The organism is Pseudomonas segetis (assembly GCF_900188155.1).
Lineage (GTDB): Bacteria > Pseudomonadota > Gammaproteobacteria > Pseudomonadales > Pseudomonadaceae > Aquipseudomonas > Aquipseudomonas segetis.
In genome coordinates this window covers 306,524-329,038 of record NZ_FZOG01000003.1, presented here as the reverse complement: position 1 = coordinate 329,038, position 22,515 = coordinate 306,524, and the positions used below count along the sequence as shown (strand labels likewise).

Here is a 22,515-nt window from a genome sequence, read left to right as displayed (position 1 = left end):
TGGACTTTGGTACTAGAGGTTTTATGGCCATGTGGGCCTAGACTGCGGGCCCTTAATTTATGGCCTGCCTGAGGATTTGCATGAATCGTGTTCGTCGCCCCGACCTACTAGACAAAGTAATGAGCGCGCAGGACGCCGCGCTGTTAATTGAGGACGGAATGACGGTCGGGATGAGCGGGTTTACCCGTGCAGGCGAAGCCAAGGCGGTGCCCCAGGCGCTGGCCGAGCGCGCCCGCATGCAGCCACTGCAAATTACCTTGATGACAGGTGCAAGCCTGGGCAACGATCTGGATAAACAGCTGACCGAGGCCGGTGTTCTGGCCCGGCGCATGCCATTCCAGGTCGACTCGACGCTGCGCAAGGCAATCAACGAGGGACAGGTGATGTTTATCGACCAGCATCTCTCGGAAACAGTCGAACAGTTGCGCAACCACCAACTCAAGTTACCCGACATCGCGGTAATTGAAGCGGTAGCCATCACCGAGCAAGGGCATATAGTGCCGACCACATCCGTGGGCAATTCAGCCAGTTTCGCGGTCTTTGCCAAGCGCATCATTGTCGAGATAAACATGGCGCACAACCCCAACCTGGAGGGGTTGCACGACATATACATCCCGACCTACCGGCCCACCCGCACCCCAATCCCACTGGTTGAGGTTGAACAGCGCATCGGCTCCAACGCAATCGTCATAGATCCGGCCAAGATTGCAGCCATTGTCATCACCAACCAGCCTGACTCTCCCTCGACGGTGCTGCCGCCGGATGCCGAAACCCAGGGCATCGCCGATCACCTGATCAATTTCTTCAAGGCTGAAGTCGACGCCGGGCGCATGACCAATGAACTGGGCCCATTGCAGGCAGGTATTGGCAGCATCGCCAATGCAGTGATGTGCGGGCTGATTGATTCGCCATTCGAGAACCTGAGCATGTATTCCGAAGTGCTGCAGGACTCGACATTCGACCTGATCGACGCAGGCAAGCTGCGCTTTGCCTCCGGCAGCTCGATCACCTTGTCTGGCCGACGCAATGCCGATGTATTCGACAACCTGGACAGGTACAAGCAAAAGTTGGTGTTGCGCCCGCAGGAAATCTCCAACCACCCGGAAGTGGTTCGCCGCCTGGGCATCATCGGGATCAATACCGCCCTGGAGTTCGACATCTACGGCAACGTCAACTCGACCCACGTGGGCGGCACCAGGATGATGAACGGCATTGGCGGTTCAGGCGATTTTGCCCGCAATGCACACCTGGCGATTTTCGTTACCAAGTCGATTGCCAAAGCTGGCGCAATTTCCAGCGTGGTACCCATGGTCAGCCATGTCGACCATACCGAGCATGACGTCGATATTTTAGTGACCGAACAGGGGCTTGCCGATCTGCGCGGCCTGGCACCGCGTGAGCGCGCCCGCACAATCATTGAGAATTGCGTGCATCCGGATTTCCGTGCCCCGCTGCTCGACTATTTTGAGCGAGCCTGCGCCAAGGGCGGCCACACGCCGCACCTCCTGCGCGAAGCCATGAGCTGGCATATCAATCTGGAAGAATGCGGTCGTATGCTCGCCAGCTAGGCAAAGGCTGGCCAGCAAGCGCTATCAGCCGCCTGGAGTGAAATGCTTTTGCGCGGTGCCGCGGGCGATAAGGCGCGAAAGGTAATCCAGCTTTTGCGGGTCACTGTCGACAAAGCGCAAGGTCAGCAGCAACCATTCGCTGTCGGCCTTGGGCTCAAAGGCTGCAACCGCGTGCAAGTAGCCATTGAGCCGGGCAATCTCTGAGCTTTCGCCCTGCTCCAGGTCGAGCACGACACTTTCCAGCACTTGCGGCAACAGTTGGCCGCGCTTGACCAGCAACTGTGCATCCTTGAGGCTCAGCGCCTTGATAACGCACGCCATGCTGCCACCTGGCAGGCGCAAACTGCCCTGGCCCCGACCTGCAGGCGCCGCACTCGGCTTGGGGCTGGCAACCGGGGCTGGCGTTGCCACTGGTGTTCTTGGCGCAGCGGGCTTGAGCACCTCGGCCTTGCCGCCGGTCAACGCGGCGAGCGAGTCATTGGCAAAGGCATTGCTGGCAGGTTTCTGGCTCGGCGCGAATGCCTCAAGCTTGCCGGCGCGATGCAATGCTTTCTTGACCTTGGTGACCAATTGCTCATTGGAGAAGGGTTTACCGATGAAATCCGAAACGCCAGCCTGGATCGCCTGAACCACGTTTTCCTTGTCACCGCGACTGGTGACCATGATGAACGGCGTGGCCTTGAGGTTATCCTGCTCGCGGCACCAGGTGAGGAGTTCAAGCCCGGACATCTCCGGCATTTCCCAGTCGCAGAGGATCAGGTCGATGCTCTGCTTGTTCAATAATTGCAGCGCTTTACGACCGTTCACAGCCTCTTCGATCTGCACACCGGGAAAGTGATCGCGCAGACCTTTCTTGACCAGATCACGGATGAAGCTTGCATCATCAACAATCAGAACGCGGACTTTACTCATCTACCCCTCCCTATCTACCTCGACTAGCATAGTCCGGGAGAGTAGCTAAAGGCCAACAGACAATTGGCCTTGTGTGCGCCAGAAACGGATTACTTGGCTTTACCCGTACCTTCGACTTCTTCCTGCATGCGCTTCAAGCCGATGTGCTTAACATCGGTGCCACGCACCAGATAGATGACCAGCTCAGCGATGTTGCGAGCATGGTCGCCAATGCGCTCCAGCGAACGCAGGGCCCAGATGATATTCAGCACGCGCGCGATCGAGCGCGGGTCTTCCATCATGTAGGTCACCAACTCACGCAGTGCGGTCTTGTATTCGCGGTCGACCGTTTTGTCGTACTGCGCCACGGACAGCGCAAGATCCGCGTCGAATCGGGCGAAGGCATCCAGCGATTCCTGCACCATCTTGCGTACCTGGCCGCCGATATGGCGTACCTCAACATAACCACGAGGCGCCTCGCCCTCTTCACAGAGCAGAATGGCGCGCTTGGCAATCTTGGTCGCCTCATCACCAATACGCTCAAGGTCGATAACCGACTTGGAGATGCTGATGATCAAGCGCAGGTCAGAGGCCGCAGGCTGACGGCGGGCCAGGATGCGCACGCACTCTTCATCGATATTGCGCTCCATCTGGTTGATCTGGTCATCGATTTCACGCACTTGTTGAGCCAGGCCCGAGTCGGCCTCGATCAGCGAGTTGACCGCGTCATTGACCTGCTTCTCAACCAGGCCACCCATTGCCAGAAGGTGGCTGCGCACCTCTTCGAGCTCGGAGTTGAACTGCTGTGAAATGTGATGAGTAAGACTGTCTTTATTAATCATGCTCAAGCCCTTGCGACGCGAAATTAGTTAAATACAAAAGGGTTACTTGCTAAACATCAATGCCGATCGAGCTTTTGCTCTTACCCCTCCAACGATTCCAACACCGGCCTTTGCTTGGGGCGCCGAGCAAGAAGGCGATCGCAGGCAGTACTAGCATCGCCGCCGCAGCTCAGCGACGTCAGGCATGGCCGGGGCGATCAACCGTAGCGACCGGTGATGTAGTCCTCGGTCTGCTTCTTGGCCGGGTTGGTGAACAGGGTATCGGTGTCGCCGTATTCGATCAGCTTGCCCATGTACATGAACGCGGTGTAGTCGGACACCCGCGCCGCTTGCTGCATGTTATGGGTCACTATAACGATGGTGTACTTGGACTTCAGTTCGTAGATCAACTCTTCGACTTTCAGGGTCGAGATCGGATCGAGCGCCGAGCATGGCTCATCCAGCAGAAGGACTTCTGGCTGGACCGCCACGGTGCGGGCAATCACCAGGCGCTGCTGCTGGCCGCCGGACATACCCAATGCGGACTCGTGCAGGCGGTCTTTGACTTCATCCCACAAGGCTGCGCTTTTCAGCGCCCACTCGACGGTTTCATCAAGCACACGCTTCTGGTTCACACCCTGGATGCGCAGGCCGTAGACCACGTTCTCGTAGATGCTTTTCGGGAAGGGGTTCGGCTTCTGGAACACCATGCCGACACGGCGGCGCAAGTCAGCCACGTCCTCGCCCTTGCGGTAAATATTGGTGCCGTCGAGGTTGACCTCACCTTCAACGCGGCAACCATCGACCAGGTCGTTCATCCGGTTGAACGTGCGCAGCAGGGTCGATTTACCACAACCCGAGGGGCCAATAAACGCAGTAACGCGCTGCTTGGGGATGTCCATCTTGACATCGAACAGCGCCTGTTTATCACCGTAGTACAGGTTCAGGCCCGGCACTTGGATGGCAGTGGTTTCTTTACTTAGATCTAGGCCCTGTTTCTCACGGCCAAGGGCGGAGATGTCGATACCATGGGTCGGTGTACTGTGCTGCATGAGACGCTCCCTACGCTGAGGAACCACTGAAAACGACTGCGTTTGCTCCGTTTTCAAGGTTCCTGATAGTTCGTTGATCGGACGCTGCACACCAGGGTGCAGCGCTCAAAATGCTTAATGATCCAGCGCTTTGTACTTCTCGCGCAGGTGGTTACGAATAAACACTGCACTGAGGTTAAGCAGCGCGATTACCAGCACCAGCAGCAACGCAGTGGCATACACCAAAGGCCGTGCGGCTTCAACGTTCGGGCTCTGGAAGCCCACGTCATAGATATGGAAGCCCAGGTGCATGATCTTCTGATCCAGGTGCAGGTAGGGATAGTTACCATCCACCGGCAGCGCCGGGGCCAGCTTGACCACACCCACCAGCATCAGCGGCGCAACTTCACCCGCCGCGCGGGCCACGGCCAGGATCAAGCCTGTCATCATCGCCGGACTGGCCATTGGCAACACTACTTTCCAAAGGGTTTCGGCCTTGGTTGCCCCCAATGCCAGCGAACCTTCACGCAATGCAAGCGGGATACGCGCCAAGCCTTCCTCAGTCGCGACTATCACCACTGGCACGGCAAGAATAGCCAGGGTCAAGGATGCCCAAAGCAAGCCTGGAGTACCAAAGGTTGGCGCTGGCGCAGCTTCCGGGAAGAACAGCGAGTCAATCGACCCGCCCAGCACGTAGACGAAGAACCCCAGGCCAAACACCCCGTACACAATCGCCGGGACACCCGCCAGGTTGTTCACCGCAATGCGGATGATGCGGGTCATTGGCCCTTGCTTGGCATACTCGCGCAGATAGATCGCGGCCAGAACGCCAAAGGGGGTAACAATCACCGCCATGATCAAGGTCATCATCACTGTGCCGAAGATCGCCGGGAAAATACCACCCTCGGTGTTGGCTTCGCGAGGCTCGTCACTGACGAACTCCCACACCTTGGAGAAGTAGAAACCCAACTTTTCAGTGGTACCCATGGCATTGGGCATATAGGCGCGAACCACAGTGCCCAGGCTCATTTCCTTCTCTGTGCCGTCTACCGTCTTGAGGGTCACGCTGTCGCGATTGAACTGGTTATGCAGGTCGAGCAGTTGTGCTTCCAGCACTTTGTATTCGGCATCCCACTGCGCACGCTCGGCATCCAGGTTGGCCTGGCTGGTTGCGTCCAGTTGCTTATCCAGCTCCAGCTTGCGCTGTTTAAGGCGCAAGCCTTCAAGACCGTAGTTGATCCGACCAATGTCCTTCTTCTGCAGCGTCGAGATTTGGCTGTATAACTGGTCGATCCGGGCTATTCGCTTTTGCAGCTCATCCCAGGCAGCATCGCCCTCAGCGACCAACTTGCCGTTTTCCTTGACGTTGACCAGGTAACCGTAGAAGTTGCCCCACTCACGGCGCTCTACCGCCACGATGTCTTTCGGCGTGCTGGCATCTTTCATCCACTCGTCGACAACCCAGCTGAAGTCCGCACCGTTGATGTCACGGTTACCGACCTTGAACAGCTCACGGGTCATAAACTCGCCGCCCTGCACATCAACAGGCAAGCCTGCAGAGGCCAGGCGCGCACGCGTTACCTGTTCAGCCTGGACCAGTTCGCCTGCCATCAAGCGCGGGGCTTCACCCGGTACTTGATAGGAGGCCTGGATCACATCAGCAGGCCAAAAGTGCGCCAAACCGCGAGTAGCAATGACGGCAAGCAGGCCTACGGTCATGATCACGGCAATGGATACACCACTGGCGGTCATCCAGACCCAGGGCGAACCACTCTTGAACCAGGATTTGAGATTTTGCTTTTTCACGTTCACGGACGTCTACCTTCCTGAGTCTTAGAGCGAGGCGTATTTCTTACGCAGGCGGGTTCGAATGACTTCTGCCAACGTGTTCATCACGAAGGTAAAGCTCAACAGCACCAGCGCAGAAAGAAACAGAATTCGGTAATGGCTGCTGCCGACTTCCGATTCAGGCATCTCGACCGCAACGTTGGCGGCCAGGGTGCGCAACCCCTCAAAAATGTTCATGTCCATAATGGGCGTATTACCGGTGGCCATCAGTACGATCATGGTTTCGCCCACGGCGCGCCCCATGCCGATCATCAGTGCCGAGAAAATGCCCGGGCTGGCGGTCAGGATCACCACGCGGGTCAGGGTTTGCCACGGCGTGGCGCCGAGTGCCAGCGAGCCGAATGTCAGGCTCTTGGGCACGCTGAACACGGCATCTTCAGCAATCGAGTAGATATTCGGGATCACTGCAAAACCCATTGCCAGGCCAACGACCAAGGCGTTGCGCTGGTCGAATGCGATGCCCAGGTCGTTGCTCAGCCATGAGCGCATATCGCCGCCGAAGAACCAGTTTTCCATGTGCCCGCTCATCGACAATGAAACCGTGCCGATCAGCAGAATCACCGGGATCAGCAGCGCAGCTTCCCAACCTTCCGGCACCACTAGGCGGATGCGCTCAGGCAGGCGACTCCATAGGAAAGCGGCAACCAGCACCCCTATCGGCGTCAGCAACAACAAGCTGAATATTCCGGGCAGGTGCCCCTCGACATAAGGCGCGAGAAAGAGTCCGGCAAAGAAGCCAAGGATGACCGTTGGCAGTGCTTCCATCAGCTCGATGACCGGCTTGATCTTGCCGCGCATGGCCGGTGCCATGAAGTAGGCGGTATAGATTGCCGCGCAAATGGCCAGTGGTGCAGCCAGCAGCATGGCGTAGAACGCGGCCTTGAGCGTACCGAAGGTCAGGGGCGCCAGGCTCAGCTTCGGCTCAAAATCGCTGTTGGCTGAGGTTGACTGCCAAATGTACTTTGGCTCGTCGTAGCTTTCGTACCAGACCTTGCCCCACAAGGAGCTCCAGGAAACCTCTGGATGGGGGTTATCGACCTTGAACGTTTGCAACTGCCCGCCAGACTCGATCAGTACGCGGTTGGCCCGTGGCGACAAAGCCGCAACGCTGGCCCCTTTTGCAACAGGATCAATCAACAATGTGCGGTGCGCCGTGCTGTGGAACAGGCCCAGGTTGCCTTGGCTGTCCATTGCCATAAAGCCCTTGCGGCGCTCTTCGGGCATGAACTGAGTGATCGGGCTGTCCTTCATCTGGAAACCACGGATATGGGTCAGCACAGACTTGCCGTCGTTATCACGCACCATAAACCACTGGGCGATGCCACCTTTGCTATCGCCGACCAACAGCGAGATGCCCCCCAGGAGCGGGCTGACTGTAGTCACCTCGGCATCGCCTTTAAGCAGCCTGTAGCGCCCGTTCAGGGTCTTGCTGCGCAGGTCGAACACATCGGCAGTGGCCTTGCCATTGAATACATACAGCCATTGCTGGCGTGGGTCGATAATCATCGCCTTGATCGGCTCGGCGATCTGCGGTAAATCAACAGCCTGCTGCTCCTGGCTGGTTTCACCGGTGAACTGGTTTTCTTCATTGACGATCGACAGTACGTGCAACTCGGTGCCTGTCGAGCCGGTCAGCAATACATTGTCGCCATTGATGCTAACGGCTACATGCTCCAGCGCACGGCCTTGGGGATCGAGCTTGATTGGCTCTTCACCAAAGGGGTACTGAATGACCGGGGTGATGGTTTTGACGTTATTCGGGTAGGTCACCGCATAGTTCTGCTTGAACACCAGCGCGCTGCCGTCAGACAGGCCGACTACGGTACGGCGGCTGCCGGGCTGGTCTTCACTGAATGAGGAGATGCTTACACCTGCCGGGATTGGCAAATCAATGCTGTTCAGCAGGGCGCTGTCTTTGAGCTTGAAAAACTGCACATGGCCGTTGCTGTTCAAACGCATCGCGACCTTGTTCTGCTCTTCAACCGCAAGCATCAGCGGAGCGCCCTGATCTGCAAGCCAGGCTGGCTGCTGGGCTTTATGTGCAGTGAGATCAGCACCGGAGAAAATCGGCATCACCACATAGGCGAGGTAGAAGAAAATCAGGGTGATGGTTGCCAGCACCGCCAGCCCGCCAATCGAAACGTACCACCGCGCCATACGGTCCTTGAGCGCACGAGTACGGCGCTTACGCAGCAAGACAGGCGTATTGAAGTCGATTCGTTGGCTGCTATCGGGGGATGTGTTCATGAATTCATTGGCCAAGTCGTTCATTCGAGGATCTCTGGGCGGTTGTGGGCGCGCGCCTTGAGTCAGCGGAGGCACAAATCTAACGGTCTTATATGACAGATAGGTTACAGCCCGATGACGCGACAACGCCCACACTCAACTCTGAGCGCGGGCGTCGGTACATCAGATCATTTCACGCAACCAGGCGCTGCTTAGAGCTGCAGTTCCTTCATGGTTTTCTCAACCACTTTGGCTGGTAGCGGGATATAACCATCCTTGACTACAACTTCTTGACCCTGCTTGGACAGAACCATTTTCAGGAACTGCGCGTCGAGCGGGCTCAGAGGCTTGTTCGGCGCCTTGTTGACATAGACGTAGAGGAAGCGCGACAGCGGGTATTTGCCCGACAGTGCGTTGGTTTCAGTGGCCTCTTCGGCTTTGCCTTGCTTGTCGACCAGGGCTACAGCGCGAACGCTGGAGGTTTTGTAGCCAATGCCCGAGTAACCGATGGCATTAACAGTGCTGGAGATCGACTGAACCACCGAGGCAGAGCCTGGCTGTTCGTTAACGTTGGAACGGAAGTCACCTTTGCACAGCGCTTCTTCCTTGAAGTAACCGTAAGTACCGGATACCGAGTTACGGCCAAACAGCTGGATCGGCTTGCTCGCCCACTCGCCGGTCATGCCAGCGTCACCCCAGGTCTTGATCTCCTTGGCTTCGCCACACAGGCGAGTTGCCGAGAAAATCGCATCAACCTGAGCCATGGTCAGGCTTTTGATTGGGTTGTCCTTGTGTACGAAAACAGCCAGGGCATCGATAGCAACCGGAACCGCGGTCGGCTTGTAGCCGTATTTTTCTTCGAATGCTTGCAACTCGGCATCTTTCATCTTGCGGCTCATCGGGCCGAGGTTGGAAGTGCCTTCAGTCAGCGCCGGTGGCGCAGTAGAGGAGCCTGCCGCCTGAATCTGGATGTTTACGTTCGGGTAGAACTTTTTGTAGTTCTCGGCCCAAAGGGTCATCAGGTTAGCCAGGGTGTCAGAGCCGACGCTCGACAGGTTACCGGATACGCCGGACGTTTTTTCATAGGTCGGCAGAGCCGGGTCGATAGCGGCAACCGCGGTGGCGGTTGTAACGCCAGCGGCGACAAAAGTCATGGCCGCCATCAAACGCTTAAGTTTCATGCCTTGCTCCTAGCAGAATTAGTGTTGGATGGAACGGGCCCAAGTATCTTCAGGCCGTGTGACCAATCTATGAAAACAATGTGACAGTTAGATGACGTCTACTATTAATTTGCCTGCATTGCTGCCCACTCCAGGACCTGAGGCCCTCAAGATCAGCAATGACCAAGGCGAAAACCGATTACAAACGGGGGCTACACACTCAGAATCAGCCAATTGTTGCGGGGTCCAGCAGTGCAATAGCGCTCACAGCACCTGAATTTGTGGCTTATTGATGGCTTAAAGTCGCCCAGCGACCACTCAGTCGGTATACTCGCCATGCGCTTGACTTCAGCGCTCCATAACAACAACCGCGCCGCGAGCTGTTACGTCTATGAATGACTTCGAACAGGATGACCCAATCCCACAAGGTGATTTAGCGCTGCAAATCACTGCATTGCCCCGTGAAACCAATGGTTTTGGTGATATTTACGGTGGCTGGCTCGTCTCCCAAATGGATCTGGCGGGCACCGCCATGGCGAGCAAAGTCGCAGGGGGACGCGTGGCCACAGTGGCCGTTGACCGCATGGCCTTCATGGTCCCGGTTGCCGTTGGCGCGCAGTTATCCTTCTACACCCAGGAGCTTGAAGTCGGCCGCAGCTCGATACAGATGCTGGTCGAAGTCTGGAGCGACGACCCACTCTCCAGCGAGTGGCGCAAGGTTACCGAGGCCGTTTTTGTCTTCGTCGCGATAGATGGCAGCGGACGAACCCGTCCAGTGCCGCCACGGCGCTAAGCAAAGTAAACGCCACCCTCGGCCAGCAAACCGCACACAAAAACGCCGGCTATTGAGCCGGCGTTTTTAATTGCGCTACAAAGGTCCCCGGTATTAACCGCGAATGTTGTAGATATCCTTTTCGTTTTCCTCGGCATACTTATACAGGCGCTCGAGGTATGCCTTCTGTTGCGCCCACACCTTGGTCGCGGCAGGGTCAGCGGCAGCAGTGGCATCAACCACTTCAGCCGAGATGCCCTTGAGCTTGGCCAACACATCATCAGGCAGGCGGCGTACTTCGACGCCCTCTTTCTTGAGCTGCTCCATGGCTTCCATGTTACGGGCGTTGTAGTCGTCGAGCATGTCGCCATTGATGTCACGCGCAGCGGCGCGCACGATAGCTTGCAAGTCGGCAGGCAGCATTTCCCATGCCTTGATGTTGACGTCGAGCTCGAAGGTGACGTTCGGCTCCTGCCAACCTGGCGTGTAGTAGTACTTGGCTGCCTTGTGCAGGCCCAGCGCCTGGTCGTTGTAAGGACCAATCCACTCGGTAGCATCGATCGCACCGGTTTGCAGCGCAGTGAAAATCTCACCGGCCGGCATGTTGACCACGGTACCGCCCATCTTGGTCAGCACTTCGCCGCCCAGACCCGGCGTACGCATTTTCAGGCCCTTGAAGTCATCAACCGAGTTGATTTCCTTGTTGAACCAGCCCGCAGTCTGCACCCCGGTCGCGCCACAGGCCATCGGCAGGACACCAAAGGGCTTGTACACCTCCTCCCACAACTGCAAGCCACCGCCCTTGTGCAGCCAGGCGTTCATTTCTTGCGCGTTGGGGCCAAATGGCAGGGCACAGAAGAACTGCGCAGCAGGCACTTTGCCTTTCCAGTAGTAAGGAGCGCCATGACCCATTTCTGCAGTACCGCGCGAAACAGCGTCGAATACTTCCAGTGCAGGAACCAGTTCACCGGCCGCATAGACTTTAACGGTCAGGCGGCCTTTACTCATTTCATTAACCAGTTTGGCGAAATTTTCTGCGCCAACACCCACACCTGGGAAATTTTTTGGCCAAGAAGTGACCATTTTCCAATGGAACGTTTCTCCACCGCCGCCTTCTTGGGGCTTGGCAGCGCTGCCTGCAGCGACTTCTTTGCTGCAATCAGCTTCTTTGTTACAACCCGCCAAGGCAGTGGCGGCAAGGCCTACACCAGCTGCTGCGAGAATTTGACGACGTTTCATGCAATGCTCCTTCTTGTTGTATTGGTCTTAGTACAGGATCACTGTCAGCAGACCGCGCCTGAGTAACATAGGGCGAAGTGACTCTCAAGCCTAGTAGATGCGACTAAAGTTGTAGTGCCATTGCTGCATGATCACGAGCTGCCTAGAATCACCGGCCTGCCCGCTTTCTCACCCATAACGATAAGGACTCACCATGTCCGACAAGCCCCCCCTTTTGCTCCAACTTGCGCGCATTATCGATGCGTTAAACAAACGCTTTGGCCAGGCCTGTGCCTGGCTAACGGCATTTCTGGTTATCGGAACAGCCATTGTAGTCGTCCTGCGCTACGGCCTGGGAATCGGCGCCACGGCGCTGCAAGAAGCCGTCCTCTATGCACACGCCCTGGTGTTTATGGGTGCAGCAGCCTGGACACTTCAGCGCAACGCGCACGTACGCGTGGATATCTTTTACCAGAAATTCAGCAGCAAACGCCAAGCCCTGGTGGATATTCTCGGCACGCTGCTGTTTCTACTACCGCTTTGCCTGTTCCTGGGCTGGAGTAGCTGGGACTATGTCGCCAACTCCTGGGCCACGAAAGAGGCCTCAAGCGAGTCAGGTGGCCTGCACTTCGTCTACCTGCAAAAAAGCATCATCCTGATTCTGGTTGCCGGCCTGGTCCTGCAAGGAATCTCCGACATCATCAAAGCTTTTTACATGCTCGCCGGTCGTTTGCCCGAGCCGGAGGTGAAGCATGGTTGAGTTAATGCCGATTCTGCTGTTTATCTGTATCTGTCTGGCGCTTATGGCCGGTTATCCGGTCGCATTTACCCTGGGCGGCGTGTCGCTGCTGTTCGCCGGTATTGGCATAGTCACCGGTACTTTCGACGCCACCTACCTCAGCGCACTGCCCAACCGTTTATTCGGCATCATGAACAACCAGACGATGCTGGCGGTGCCGCTATTCGTGTTCATGGGTGTGATGCTGGAGAAATCCCGTGTCGCCGAAGACCTGCTCGAATCCATGTCGCGACTGTTCGGCACCCTGCGCGGCGGTTTGGCCATTTCGGTGTGCGTGGTCGGAGCCTTGCTTGCCGCCAGCACCGGTATTGTCGGCGCAACCGTGGTCACCATGGGTTTGCTTGCGTTGCCAACCATGCTGCGTCGCGGCTATGACCCGGCAATCGCAACCGGCACATTGGCCGCGACCGGCACACTGGGGCAGATCATTCCGCCTTCGATCGTCCTGGTATTGCTCGGCGACGTCATGTCCAGCGCCTACCAGCAGGCGCAGTTGAAGATGGGTATCTTCTCGCCAAAGACGGTCTCGGTCGGCGACTTGTTCGTCGGGGCATTCCTGCCTGGTATGTTGCTTGTTGGCCTGTATATTCTGTACATCATCGGCGTGGCGATTTTTCAGCCAAAGAAACTCCCGGCACTGCCACAAGAGGAACTCGGTCCAATTGAATGGGGCAAGCTGGCAAACGCCCTGATTCCACCGCTGATACTTATTGCAGCAGTACTCGGCTCGATTCTGGCGGGTTATGCAACACCAACCGAAGCAGCGGCGCTTGGCGCATTGGGCGCGATGGTCCTGGCGACGCTCAAAGGCAAGCTGAACTTTACCCAGTTGAAAGAAGTTGCCTACGGCACCACCGAAATCAGCTCCATGGTGTTCATGATCCTGATTGGCGCCTCGCTGTTCTCCCTGGTCTTCCGCGGCTTTGGCGGCGAAATCCTGATCGAGGAGGTTTTCGCCCAGCTGCCAGGTGGCGTGCTTGGCGCCTTCTTCCTGGTGATGGTGGTGATCTTCTTCCTGGGCTTCATTCTCGACTTTATCGAGATCACCTTCGTGGTGGTGCCTATTGTCGGCCCGGTATTGCTGGCCATGGGCCTGGACCCGATCTGGCTGGGGGTAATGATTGCACTCAACCTGCAAACATCCTTCCTCACCCCACCATTCGGCTTTGCCCTGTTCTACCTGCGGGGCGTAACACCGGCATCGGTTGCAACCAGCACCATCTACAAAGGTGTGCTGCCGTTCATCCTGATCCAGATCTTCCTGCTGGCCATCGCCTACGTATTCCCGGGGCTGATCACTTGGCTGCCGGAACAGGTGTACGGCAACTAACGCAACACGCTTTGGTCAAAACGCCCGTACTTGTTACGGGCGTTTTGCATTGAGGCACAGGCCCGTTGCCCACAACCAGGGCATTGAATATCCATGTGCAGGAGAATCTGATGACGTCAGGCGTTGAACGTATTAAACAGGGTTCGCTGGATTGCTGGAGCTTGCGCTTCAACAACAGCAAATTACTGATTGCCCAGCAAGGCGCCCAAATCCTCGGTTACGGGCATGAAGGGGGCAGGCCAATCATCTGGCTCAGCGAAGAAGCCAGGCTGGAACCCGGTAACAGCGTGCGCGGCGGCGTGCCCGTGTGCTGGCCCTGGTTCGGCGATTTGCAACGCAACCCGCAAAGCATCCAAGCCATGCACCAACAGCCGCAACAGGCCAGCGCACACGGCCTTGTACGCAGCATTGACTGGTCCCTGGCTGGAATTGAACAGCATGAGCAGGCAGCCTGCATCAGCTTCAGCTACAACACCCTTGAGCAGCCGCTAGCGCATTGGCCACATGCAGCCGAACTGAGACTCAGTGTGCGCCTCGGTGAGCGTCTGAGCATCAGTCTGGCCTGCCGCAATCTTGGCGAACAGCCACTGAGCTTCAGCCAGGCGCTGCACACTTACTTCGCGGTCAGTGACATCCATACCGTGGGCGTTGAGGGTCTAGAAGGTTGCGACTACATCGAGACGCTGGACAACTGGCAAACCCTCACCCAATCCGGAACCTTGCATTTCAGCGGTGAAACCGACCGGATTTACCTGCACCCGCCGGCCAAGCTGCAGATCTGCGACCCTGGCTGGCAGCGCACCATCAACCTGCTCAACCGGGGCTCGCAATCGGCAGTGGTCTGGAATCCATGGATAGATAAAGCCCGGCGCTTATCACAATTCAATGACGCGGCCTGGCAACGGATGCTCTGCATCGAGCACGCAAACGTACTTGAGGACATGGTAACGCTGGCCCCGGCAAGCGAACATCAATTGCATCTCGACATCTGGGTCGACAAATAACCAATAATCAACGATTTACATCTAGCAATTAACCTAAAAACATACTTGAAGGCAAAAAGCCATTATTGACTGCAACCAGCAAGCTCCGGCCAAGTTATTTGGCTTATAACTTCAAAAGTCATTTGTGACCTAACCCTACCTTTAGATCTGTACTGTTTCACATAATTAAATATTCACCCAAAGGATATCAGCCTGAGCTTAAATAGCTATAAGCGCCTGATAGCGCGGTGACACCACTGAGACAGGCTTAAGTTCTGAACTTTAGTACCAATAAATTCAGGCGATGATATATTGCCTATCAGAAGCGAGGCCTATAGGATGCGGGCCTCAGAGACCTTTGCGCAACTTATTGCACATACAATGTGCGCAAAAAGTTGCGCACTTTTAGTGTCAGCTTATAGCAATTAATGTGAACTAAGCTGCATTTATGTGTTCGCCACACTATACCGAGTCAGGGAATGACCTATTCGAGTACGCTGTCTGCACGCTATCTATCGCTTGCAAACACGCCCATATCAGCCAACAACTTTGCTGGCAGCGATATTCGCTATTCAACTGAATACGAACATCTCGAAAGCGAACTTCGCAAGGCAAATGCTTTGCATGAAGTGGCGACGATTGACTGGCAAAAAGTACTCGACTCCAGCGAATTAATCCTTACCAGCCACTCCAAAGATATCCGGGTAACAGCCTGGTTGGCCTGGGCGCTTTACCAGCGTGAATCCTTTGCCGGCCTGCACGCGGGGATCGTACTTTTACATGCACTTTGCACCCGCCATTGGGCCGATCTCTACCCGCAAAAGGCACGCACCCGGGCTGCAGCAATCAGCTGGTTGACCCCACGCCTGGAACAAGTCCTTGCCGCTGACGTCCCGGTTGGCGAAAGGCTTGATCTGTTCGGTGATCTGGCGGCAAAACTACGCGAGCTTGAAGGCTATCTGTCCGAACAACTTGGGACTGATGCCCCCTTGCTGCTGCCACTGTGCAGACGGCTGGAAGAACAAATCAAGCGAGCAAGCCAAAGCAAGCAGGATTCAAACAAAGGCGTCGCCGGCGCGCTTGCCCAGGTCAAGCAAACCGCAAGCAGCCTGCTACATGCCTCAACATCGGTCGATAGCGAAAAAGACGCGCACAAACAGTTGCGCAGTCTGCAAGACCAGTCGCGCCCGCTGTGTGCCTATTGGCTCAAGCAAAAGGTCAGTGACGTGCGCGCCTTGCGGCTGTCCAGGACCCTGCTGTGGTTGCCCATCGACAGCTTGCCGGAGCGCAATGCCGACAAGGTCACCGGCCTGCGTGGCCTGCCTGTGGATAAGTTGAAAGCCTATCAGGAGCGCTATCAGCAAGGGCAATACGCCGACCTGCTTGTGGACCTCGAAACCAGTATTGCCAGGGCTCCCTTCTGGCTTGATGGCCAGCATCTCGCCTGGCAATGCCTGCAAGGCCTGAATGCAGAAGCGGCGGCACTTGAAATCGAAATCCAACTGGCCTTGTTCATGCAACGCATGAGCGGTCTCGAAGAGCTGCAATTTCACGACGCCACGCCTTTTGCAGACGAGCAAACCCGGGCCTGGCTAAGTTCACACGTAATGCCCCACGTTACGCCCCAGCAACCAGCCAGTGCTCCGGTTGCCAGCGGCGGCGATAGCCAGCGCGCCTGGGATGAAGCCCTGCAAGAGGCTTTACCCCTGTTGCGCAAAGAGGGTTTGAAGCCAGCCGTGCAACAAATCAAGAAAGCCATGGAGTCGGCCCGTGGCGGTCGCGAAACCTTTTTCTGGCAACTGACGCTCGCCAGGCTGTGCTTCAGCGCCAAAAAGTATGAATTGGCCAAGACCCAACTCGACACCCTTGACCAGATGATTCAAAGCTCAGGCATTGCTGCCTGGGAACCCGATCTCGCCCTCGAAGTCCTGCACATGCTGCATAACTGCTGCGAATTGTTGCCGCAGAACCATGCTGTGCGCGAACACAAGGATGAGATCTACCGCAGGTTGTGCCACCTCGACCTCGAAGTGGTGCTGGACTAGGCCCTCGGGCCATAACCGAATAGGAGAACTCCCATGGCCAAAGAAGGCTCAGTTGCACCTAAGGAACGGATTAACGTCACTTTCAAGCCCGCCACTGGCGATGCCCAGGAAGAAATCGAGCTGCCGCTGAAATTGATGGTGTTGGGCGATTTCACTCAGCGTCAGGACGACCGCAAGATCGAAGATCGTAAACCGATCAGCATCGACAAGAACACCTTCGACGAAGTGCTCGAGAAGCAGGAGTTGAGCCTGACCTTTGCAGTGCCTAACCGCCTGCAGGAAGACAGCGCAGACGAAGAGCTCGCCGTGAAGCTGAACATCAACTCGATGAAAGACTTCAACCCCGCCAACGTGGTTGAGCAAGTGCCAGAGCTGAAGAAGCTGATGGAACTGCGTGACGCCCTGGTCGCCCTCAAAGGTCCGCTGGGTAATGCCCCGGCCTTCCGCAAAGCCATCGAAAGCGTATTGGCCGACGATGACTCTCGCGACCGCGTACTCGGTGAACTCGGACTCGCTGCCCAAGGCAAGCTTGAATCCTGATCGCAATTAACAAGGAAGCTATTAGATGAGCACTAGCGCAGCAAAAGACACCGGCGGCCAAGCTACCGAAGTCGGTCTTCTGGACCAAATCATCGCTGAAACCCGACTGACGCCAGACGACGAAGCCTATGACATCGCCAAGCGTGGCGTGTCGGCGTTCATTGAAGAGTTACTCAAGCCGCAAAACCAAAATGAGCCGGTCAAAAAGGCCATGGTCGACCGCATGATCGCGGAGATCGACGCCAAGCTCAGCAGCCAGATGGACGAGATTCTGCACAACCAGAACTTCCAGGCACTGGAATCTTCATGGCGCGGCCTGAAACTGCTGGTCGATCGCACGGATTTCCGCGAGAACACCAAGCTGGAGCTGATCAACGCCTCCAAGCAAGACCTGCTCGAAGACTTCGAAGACAGCCCGGAAATCGTTCAGTCAGGCTTGTACAAGCACGTCTACACCGCTGAGTATGGCCAGTTCGGTGGCCAGCCAGTGGCGGCCATTATCGCCAACTACTACTTCGACCCAAGCTCGCCAGACATCAAGACCATGCAATACGTGGCCAGCGTTGCATCGATGTCGCACGCGCCATTCATTGCCGCCGCAGGTCCTAAGTTCTTCGGCCTGGAAGCCTTCACCGGCTTGCCTGACCTCAAGGACCTCAAGGATCACTTCGAAGGCCCGCAATTTGCCAAGTGGCAGAGCTTCCGCGAGCAAGAAGATGCCCGCTATGTCGGCCTGACCGTACCGCGCTTCCTGCTGCGTAACCCGTACGATCCGGAAGAGAACCCGGTCAAAAGCTTCGTTTACAAGGAAAACGTCGCCAACAGCCACGAGCATTACCTGTGGGGCAACACCGCCTACACCTTCGCCAGCAAGCTGACCGACAGCTTTGCCAAGTTCCGCTGGTGCCCGAACATCATCGGCCCGCAAAGCGGCGGCGCGGTTGAAGATTTGCCACTGCATCATTTTGAAAGCATGGGCGAAATCGAAACCAAGATTCCAACCGAAGTGTTGGTCTCCGACCGTCGCGAATACGAACTGGCTGAAGAAGGCTTTATCGCCCTGACCATGCGTAAAGGGAGCGACAACGCAGCATTCTTCTCGGCCAACTCGACGCAGAAGCCAAAGTTCTTCGGCAACAGCGCAGAAGGCAAGAACGCAGAGCTCAACTACAAGCTCGGCACCCAGTTGCCGTACCTGTTCATCGTCAACCGCCTGGCGCACTACTTGAAAGTGCTGCAGCGCGAGCAAATCGGTTCGTGGAAAGAGCGCACCGACCTCGAACTGGAACTGAACAAGTGGATTCGCCAGTTTGTCGCCGACCAGGAAAACCCGAACGCAGAGATCCGTGGCCGTCGTCCACTGCGTGCAGCTCAGGTTGTGGTCAGCGATGTTGAAGGCGAGCCAGGCTGGTACCGCGTCAGCCTGAACGTGCGCCCGCACTTCAAGTACATGGGTGCGGACTTCACCCTGTCGCTGGTTGGCAAGCTGGATAAGGAATAAGCATCCATGTCGTACGGCAGTCTATTTGAACGCATAGGTGGTGAACTTGATCGACGCGCCGGTTGGACGCGTGAAGCAAGCGCCATGGCGTCGGTGGCTGCCCACCTGGCAAAAATGCTCAGCACCCGGGCCGGCAGCGTGCAAACGCTCGCCGACTACGGGTTGCCCGATCTCAACGATATGCGCTTGTCATTGCACGACTCGTTGCAACAGGCGCGTATCGCTATCGAACGCTTTATCGAGGCGTACGAACCCCGTTTACGTGAGGTCAAGGTTGTGTCTATGCCGCGCGACCATAACCCACTGAATTTGGCCTTCGCGATTGAAGGCCTGCTTGAAGTAGCCGGCGTCAAGCGCCGCGTCAGTTTCGCTGCCAGCCTGGACGGCAGCGGCCAAGTCACCGTTAACGCAGGAGAGCCCCGTGTCTGGTAAACCCGCCGCGCGAATCAGCGATATGACCGCCTGTTCAGGTCATAACAAAAACCCAATCGTAGAAGGTTCTTCCGACGTGCTGTTTGATGGGCTGGGAGCCGCCCGTCTCGGGGACAAAACCGCGTGCGACAGCGCGATCAGCAGCGCCGTGATTCCGAACGTGCTGATCAACGGCAAACCCGCAGCGGTGCTCGGCTCAACGGCCAGCCATAACAACAACCCGATCGTAACAGGCTCCGGCACAGTGGTGATTGGCAGTTCGCATACAGCAGCGGAGTTTATTGCGCCTGCGCAAATGGCCACAAAGGAGGGCAATACCTCCAGCTAATACCTTGGCCAGACAAGCGCGATATTGATCGAAAGCAAGGTCTCCCAGCGTAATTTTGGAGATAACGGTTGCGATCACCGACGTTCAAGTAATCGCGATGTTGATTTATCTGCGCCGCAACATCCGCTTCGTACAGGTTTTTGCAGGTAAAAGCGGTGCGCTCAAATTATTGGCAATTACCACCACTGGGAAAATCTCGCCCTGGCGCGAGAGCCCTGAAGCGCCTTTCCATTAACTGCCCAATCAAGGATTGATCCGTGTCTTTTAACCACTACTACCAGAGCGAACTCACCGCCCTGCGCCAACTGGGCAAGCGATTTGCCGAGCGCAATCCGGCGTTGGCGCCGTTTCTTGGGCAGAGCGGTCGCGACCCGGATGTGGAGCGTTTGCTGGAAGGCTTCGCCTTTCTCACCGGGCGCTTGCGGCAAAAGCTTGATGATGAACTGCCAGAGCTGACCCACTCGCTGATGCACTTGCTGTGGCCAAACTACATGCGCCCATTGCCGGGTTTCAGCATGCTCCAGTTCGAGCCCCTGACACGTCCAGGCGCCGCTCAATCTGTACCGCGTAACACACCGGTTGAAGCAAAGCCGATTGAGGGTGTTACCTGTCAATTCCGCACAGCCTACGACACCGATGTGTTACCGCTGGCGATGAGCGCCCTGCAGTACTCGGTCAAAGGAATGGGCGCGGTGCTCAGCCTGAAAATGCAGATGAGCGCCGACGGCAATATCGCTGACCTGAACCTGACCAAGCTGCGTCTGCACCTGGCCGGCGAGCGCTACATCAGCCAGATGCTGTACCTCAGCCTGCTACATCACTTGGGCAGCATCCAGGTGGTGCTGCTCGACGACAAAGGCAAGCCCATCCTGCGCGACCCAAGAGAAGTCGCGGTGCCCAGCCTGACCCTGAGCGCCAATCAGGTCAAGCCGGTTGGTTTTGCCGAAGACCAGGCACTGATCCCCTATCCGCTCAACACCTTCCGCGGCTACCGCTACCTGCAGGAATATTTCGCTTTCCAAGAGAAGTTCATGTTTGTTGATCTGTTTGGCCTGGACGGCTTGAAGCAGGTTCCGCAGGAGGTCATGGAGCAAGCCCGGGGTATCGAGTTGCGTTTTGATATCAATAAGGCCGGTGAGCAGCGAATTCGTCCAACCCTGGATAACGTGCGGCTCTACTGCACCCCGGTGGTCAACCTGTTCGAGCATGACGCCACACCAATTCGCCTGGACGGCAAACAGGATCGCTACCTGCTGCTGCCTGCCGAACTAAGCACCAAGCATTGCGGGGTGTTCTCGGTTGACCGGGTGACTGGCTGGAAACCCGGTGGCCAGGGTTATGAGGTCTATGTGCCCTTCGAATCGTTCGAGCACGACGCAAGCTTCGATGTCGGCACCGCCCGTCCCCACTACAGCGTGCGCCAGGAAACATCCCTGCTCAGGGAAGGCACCGATACCTGGCTCAGTTTTGGCCTGCGCGATGAAGCCGAGCACGAGACACTATCGATCGAGCTGACCTGCACCAATCAGAGCCTGCCGAGCAAATTGGCCCTTGGTGATATTTGCGTACCCAGCGAGAAAACCCCGGGTTTCCTGCACTTTCGCAACATCAGCGCCGTGACCCCAAGCTACGCACCGCCATTGAATCGCGACTTCCTGTGGAAGCTGATTTCCAACATGTCGCTCAACTACTTGTCACTGGCCAACGTTGAGGCACTGAAAGTCATTCTCGAAACCTACGACTTGCCGCGCTACTACGACCAACACGCCGAGAAAGTCAGCAAACGCTTGCTTGATGGCTTGAAAAGCATTCGCCACACCCATGTCGACCGCCTGGAACGCGGGCTGCCGATACGTGGCGTGCGCACCGAAATGACCATCGACCCAGATGGCTACATCGGCGAAGGCGATCTGTTTTTGTTCGCATCGGTACTTAATGAATTTTTTGCCCTTTACGCCAGTTTGAATTCCTACCACGAGCTTCGCGTAAACAGTACTCAGGGAGAGGTCTACACATGGACGCCACGCATGGGGCTACAGCCCCTGCTATAAGCCGGCTTAGCCGGGGCATCCGCGAGTACAGCCTGTTCCAGGGTGTGCAGTTGGTGCTCAAACGATTGCAAGAAGCGCATCCCGAGCTGGATGAGGAGTCCTTGCACCTGCACCTTGAGTTGCAGGCTAACCCAAGCCTTGGTTTCCCTGGGAGCGACATCGAGCGCGTTGAATTCATCGAGGAAAACGGTGAGTTGCGAGCGCGCATGCGCATCAACCTGGTCAGCCTCATTGGCTCGGGTTCGCCGCTGCCCGCCTTTTATGGCGAACAAGCCCTGGGAGACGGTGAAGACGGCAATCCAACCCGTGATTTTCTTGACCTGTTCAATAACCGTCTACAGCGCTTGCTACTGCCGGTTTGGCAAAAATACCGATACCACTCGCGCTTCAAGACCGGGGCGCTGGATCAATTTTCGCAACAGCTGTTTTCATTGATCGGCTTGCGTGGGGAACAAATCCGCGCAACCTCGGAACTCAACTGGAAACGCCTGCTGCCGTACCTGGGCTTACTCAGCTTGCGTGCCCACTCGGCAGCGCTGATCGAGTCGGTGTTGCGTTACTACTTCAAGCATTCCGATGTGTATATCGAGCAGTTCATCGAGCGTCGCGTCGAGATCCTAGCCGAGCAGCGCAACCAGCTCGGTACAGCCAACAGCATGCTTGGCGAAAGCCTGGTGCTGGGCGGCTGGGTACGCGATCGCGGCGGCAAGTTCCGCGTCCATATTCGCGAACTGCAGTGGGACATGTTCCAGCAATTTCTTCCCGTGGGCAGTGGCTACAACCCACTTTGCGCATTGGTGCGCTTCACCCTGCGTGATCCCATGGATTACGACATCCGCCTGCAACTGCGCAAAGACCAGATCAAAGAACTGCGCATTGGCAATGACAATTTGTGCCGTCTCGGCTGGACCAGCTGGCTCGGCTGCGACAACGCCGATGGCATCGTCACGCTCGGCAAAAGAGCTCATTAA

At 56.6% G+C, this 22,515-nt stretch carries 19 protein-coding genes; 12 read left to right on the top strand and 7 right to left on the bottom strand.

Features of this window, described 5'->3' with window-relative positions; translation table 11 throughout:
* Positions 1 to 74: 74 nt before the first annotated feature.
* Positions 75 to 1,568, top strand: a complete 1,494-nt coding sequence (gene scpC, locus CHB79_RS12735) for a succinyl-CoA:acetate CoA-transferase ScpC (protein WP_089360365.1) — start codon at positions 75 to 77, stop codon at positions 1,566 to 1,568.
* Between the two features lie 24 nt (positions 1,569 to 1,592).
* Here the strand turns inward: scpC and CHB79_RS12730 are convergent, their stop codons facing one another.
* From CHB79_RS12730 to CHB79_RS12705, 6 genes are all read right to left on the bottom strand, one after another.
* Positions 1,593 to 2,480, bottom strand: a complete 888-nt coding sequence (locus CHB79_RS12730; protein ID WP_089360187.1) for a response regulator — start codon at positions 2,478 to 2,480, stop codon at positions 1,593 to 1,595.
* 89 nt (positions 2,481 to 2,569) lie between these two features.
* On the bottom strand, positions 2,570 to 3,301 hold the full coding sequence (gene phoU / locus CHB79_RS12725; RefSeq protein ID WP_010487707.1) for a phosphate signaling complex protein PhoU: 732 nt from the start codon (positions 3,299 to 3,301) through the stop codon (positions 2,570 to 2,572).
* Between the two features lie 197 nt (positions 3,302 to 3,498).
* Positions 3,499 to 4,332 carry a phosphate ABC transporter ATP-binding protein PstB gene (pstB, locus tag CHB79_RS12720; RefSeq protein WP_010487708.1) on the bottom strand — a complete coding sequence of 278 codons (834 nt, stop codon included), beginning with the start codon at positions 4,330 to 4,332 and terminating at the stop codon, positions 3,499 to 3,501.
* 114 nt (positions 4,333 to 4,446) lie between these two features.
* Complete coding sequence (gene pstA, locus CHB79_RS12715; protein ID WP_425439603.1) at positions 4,447 to 6,063, bottom strand: phosphate ABC transporter permease PstA; 1,617 nt, start codon at positions 6,061 to 6,063, stop codon at positions 4,447 to 4,449.
* An 81-nt stretch (positions 6,064 to 6,144) separates the two neighbouring features.
* Positions 6,145 to 8,430, bottom strand: a complete 2,286-nt coding sequence (locus CHB79_RS12710; protein ID WP_089360186.1) for an ABC transporter permease subunit — start codon at positions 8,428 to 8,430, stop codon at positions 6,145 to 6,147.
* Positions 8,431 to 8,597: 167 nt separating this feature from the next.
* Positions 8,598 to 9,566, bottom strand: a complete 969-nt coding sequence (locus CHB79_RS12705; protein ID WP_089360185.1) for a phosphate ABC transporter substrate-binding protein PstS family protein — start codon at positions 9,564 to 9,566, stop codon at positions 8,598 to 8,600.
* Between the two features lie 370 nt (positions 9,567 to 9,936).
* Between CHB79_RS12705 and CHB79_RS12700 the strand changes: the two genes are divergently transcribed.
* Positions 9,937 to 10,338 (top strand): acyl-CoA thioesterase, encoded by a 402-nt coding sequence (locus CHB79_RS12700; RefSeq protein ID WP_010487712.1) that lies wholly within the window; start codon positions 9,937 to 9,939, stop codon positions 10,336 to 10,338.
* 93 nt (positions 10,339 to 10,431) lie between these two features.
* Here the strand turns inward: CHB79_RS12700 and CHB79_RS12695 are convergent, their stop codons facing one another.
* Positions 10,432 to 11,556, bottom strand: a complete 1,125-nt coding sequence (locus tag CHB79_RS12695) for a TRAP transporter substrate-binding protein (protein WP_089360184.1) — start codon at positions 11,554 to 11,556, stop codon at positions 10,432 to 10,434.
* Positions 11,557 to 11,749: 193 nt separating this feature from the next.
* On the opposite strand from CHB79_RS12695, the gene CHB79_RS12690 reads away from it, so the two are divergent.
* The 10 genes from CHB79_RS12690 to tssG all read left to right on the top strand — a co-directional run bounded on the left by CHB79_RS12690 (position 11,750) and on the right by tssG (position 22,515).
* Positions 11,750 to 12,295 carry a TRAP transporter small permease subunit gene (locus CHB79_RS12690; protein WP_010487714.1) on the top strand — a complete coding sequence of 182 codons (546 nt, stop codon included), beginning with the start codon at positions 11,750 to 11,752 and terminating at the stop codon, positions 12,293 to 12,295.
* Positions 12,288 to 13,664, top strand: coding sequence for a TRAP transporter large permease (locus CHB79_RS12685; RefSeq protein WP_010487715.1), 1,377 nt, complete (start codon positions 12,288 to 12,290; stop codon positions 13,662 to 13,664). Before CHB79_RS12690 ends, CHB79_RS12685 begins: the two co-directional genes overlap by 8 nt.
* A 110-nt stretch (positions 13,665 to 13,774) precedes the next feature.
* Positions 13,775 to 14,668 (top strand): D-hexose-6-phosphate mutarotase, encoded by an 894-nt coding sequence (locus tag CHB79_RS12680; RefSeq protein WP_089360183.1) that lies wholly within the window; start codon positions 13,775 to 13,777, stop codon positions 14,666 to 14,668.
* Positions 14,669 to 15,126: 458 nt separating this feature from the next.
* Positions 15,127 to 16,692: a type VI secretion system protein TssA gene (gene tssA / locus CHB79_RS12675; protein ID WP_089360182.1), complete on the top strand. Its 1,566-nt coding sequence runs from the start codon at positions 15,127 to 15,129 to the stop codon at positions 16,690 to 16,692.
* Between the two features lie 33 nt (positions 16,693 to 16,725).
* Positions 16,726 to 17,232 (top strand): type VI secretion system contractile sheath small subunit, encoded by a 507-nt coding sequence (gene tssB, locus CHB79_RS12670; protein ID WP_010487718.1) that lies wholly within the window; start codon positions 16,726 to 16,728, stop codon positions 17,230 to 17,232.
* Positions 17,233 to 17,257: 25 nt separating this feature from the next.
* Entirely contained in the window at positions 17,258 to 18,733 is a 1,476-nt protein-coding gene (gene tssC, locus CHB79_RS12665) for a type VI secretion system contractile sheath large subunit (protein ID WP_089360181.1), read from the top strand.
* Positions 18,734 to 18,739: 6 nt separating this feature from the next.
* Positions 18,740 to 19,165: a type VI secretion system baseplate subunit TssE gene (tssE, locus tag CHB79_RS12660; RefSeq protein ID WP_010487720.1), complete on the top strand. Its 426-nt coding sequence runs from the start codon at positions 18,740 to 18,742 to the stop codon at positions 19,163 to 19,165.
* Positions 19,155 to 19,493 (top strand): PAAR domain-containing protein, encoded by a 339-nt coding sequence (locus CHB79_RS12655; protein WP_010487721.1) that lies wholly within the window; start codon positions 19,155 to 19,157, stop codon positions 19,491 to 19,493. The genes tssE and CHB79_RS12655 overlap by 11 nt, the downstream gene beginning before the upstream one ends.
* Positions 19,494 to 19,750: 257 nt before the next feature.
* The gene (gene tssF, locus CHB79_RS12645) at positions 19,751 to 21,544 is read left to right on the top strand and encodes a type VI secretion system baseplate subunit TssF (RefSeq protein WP_089360179.1); all 1,794 of its coding nucleotides are present in this window, start codon (positions 19,751 to 19,753) and stop codon (positions 21,542 to 21,544) included.
* A complete protein-coding gene (gene tssG / locus CHB79_RS12640; RefSeq protein ID WP_089360178.1) occupies positions 21,508 to 22,515 on the top strand; it encodes a type VI secretion system baseplate subunit TssG in 1,008 nt (335 codons plus the stop codon). Before tssF ends, tssG begins: the two co-directional genes overlap by 37 nt.

Coding starts and splice junctions, on each gene's coding strand:
- CHB79_RS12710 (WP_089360186.1), bottom strand. CDS start 8,430: ATGAACGACTTGGCCAATGAATTCATGAACACATCCCCCGATAGCAGC.
- CHB79_RS12685 (WP_010487715.1), top strand. CDS start 12,288: ATGGTTGAGTTAATGCCGATTCTGCTGTTTATCTGTATCTGTCTGGCG.
- CHB79_RS12730 (WP_089360187.1), bottom strand. CDS start 2,480: ATGAGTAAAGTCCGCGTTCTGATTGTTGATGATGCAAGCTTCATCCGT.
- pstB (WP_010487708.1), bottom strand. CDS start 4,332: ATGCAGCACAGTACACCGACCCATGGTATCGACATCTCCGCCCTTGGC.
- pstA (WP_425439603.1), bottom strand. CDS start 6,063: ATGACCGCCAGTGGTGTATCCATTGCCGTGATCATGACCGTAGGCCTG.
- tssB (WP_010487718.1), top strand. CDS start 16,726: ATGGCCAAAGAAGGCTCAGTTGCACCTAAGGAACGGATTAACGTCACT.
- CHB79_RS12695 (WP_089360184.1), bottom strand. CDS start 11,556: ATGAAACGTCGTCAAATTCTCGCAGCAGCTGGTGTAGGCCTTGCCGCC.
- tssE (WP_010487720.1), top strand. CDS start 18,740: ATGTCGTACGGCAGTCTATTTGAACGCATAGGTGGTGAACTTGATCGA.
- CHB79_RS12680 (WP_089360183.1), top strand. CDS start 13,775: ATGACGTCAGGCGTTGAACGTATTAAACAGGGTTCGCTGGATTGCTGG.
- phoU (WP_010487707.1), bottom strand. CDS start 3,301: ATGATTAATAAAGACAGTCTTACTCATCACATTTCACAGCAGTTCAAC.
- tssA (WP_089360182.1), top strand. CDS start 15,127: ATGACCTATTCGAGTACGCTGTCTGCACGCTATCTATCGCTTGCAAAC.
- tssC (WP_089360181.1), top strand. CDS start 17,258: ATGAGCACTAGCGCAGCAAAAGACACCGGCGGCCAAGCTACCGAAGTC.
- CHB79_RS12700 (WP_010487712.1), top strand. CDS start 9,937: ATGAATGACTTCGAACAGGATGACCCAATCCCACAAGGTGATTTAGCG.
- CHB79_RS12705 (WP_089360185.1), bottom strand. CDS start 9,566: ATGAAACTTAAGCGTTTGATGGCGGCCATGACTTTTGTCGCCGCTGGC.
- CHB79_RS12690 (WP_010487714.1), top strand. CDS start 11,750: ATGTCCGACAAGCCCCCCCTTTTGCTCCAACTTGCGCGCATTATCGAT.
- tssG (WP_089360178.1), top strand. CDS start 21,508: ATGGACGCCACGCATGGGGCTACAGCCCCTGCTATAAGCCGGCTTAGC.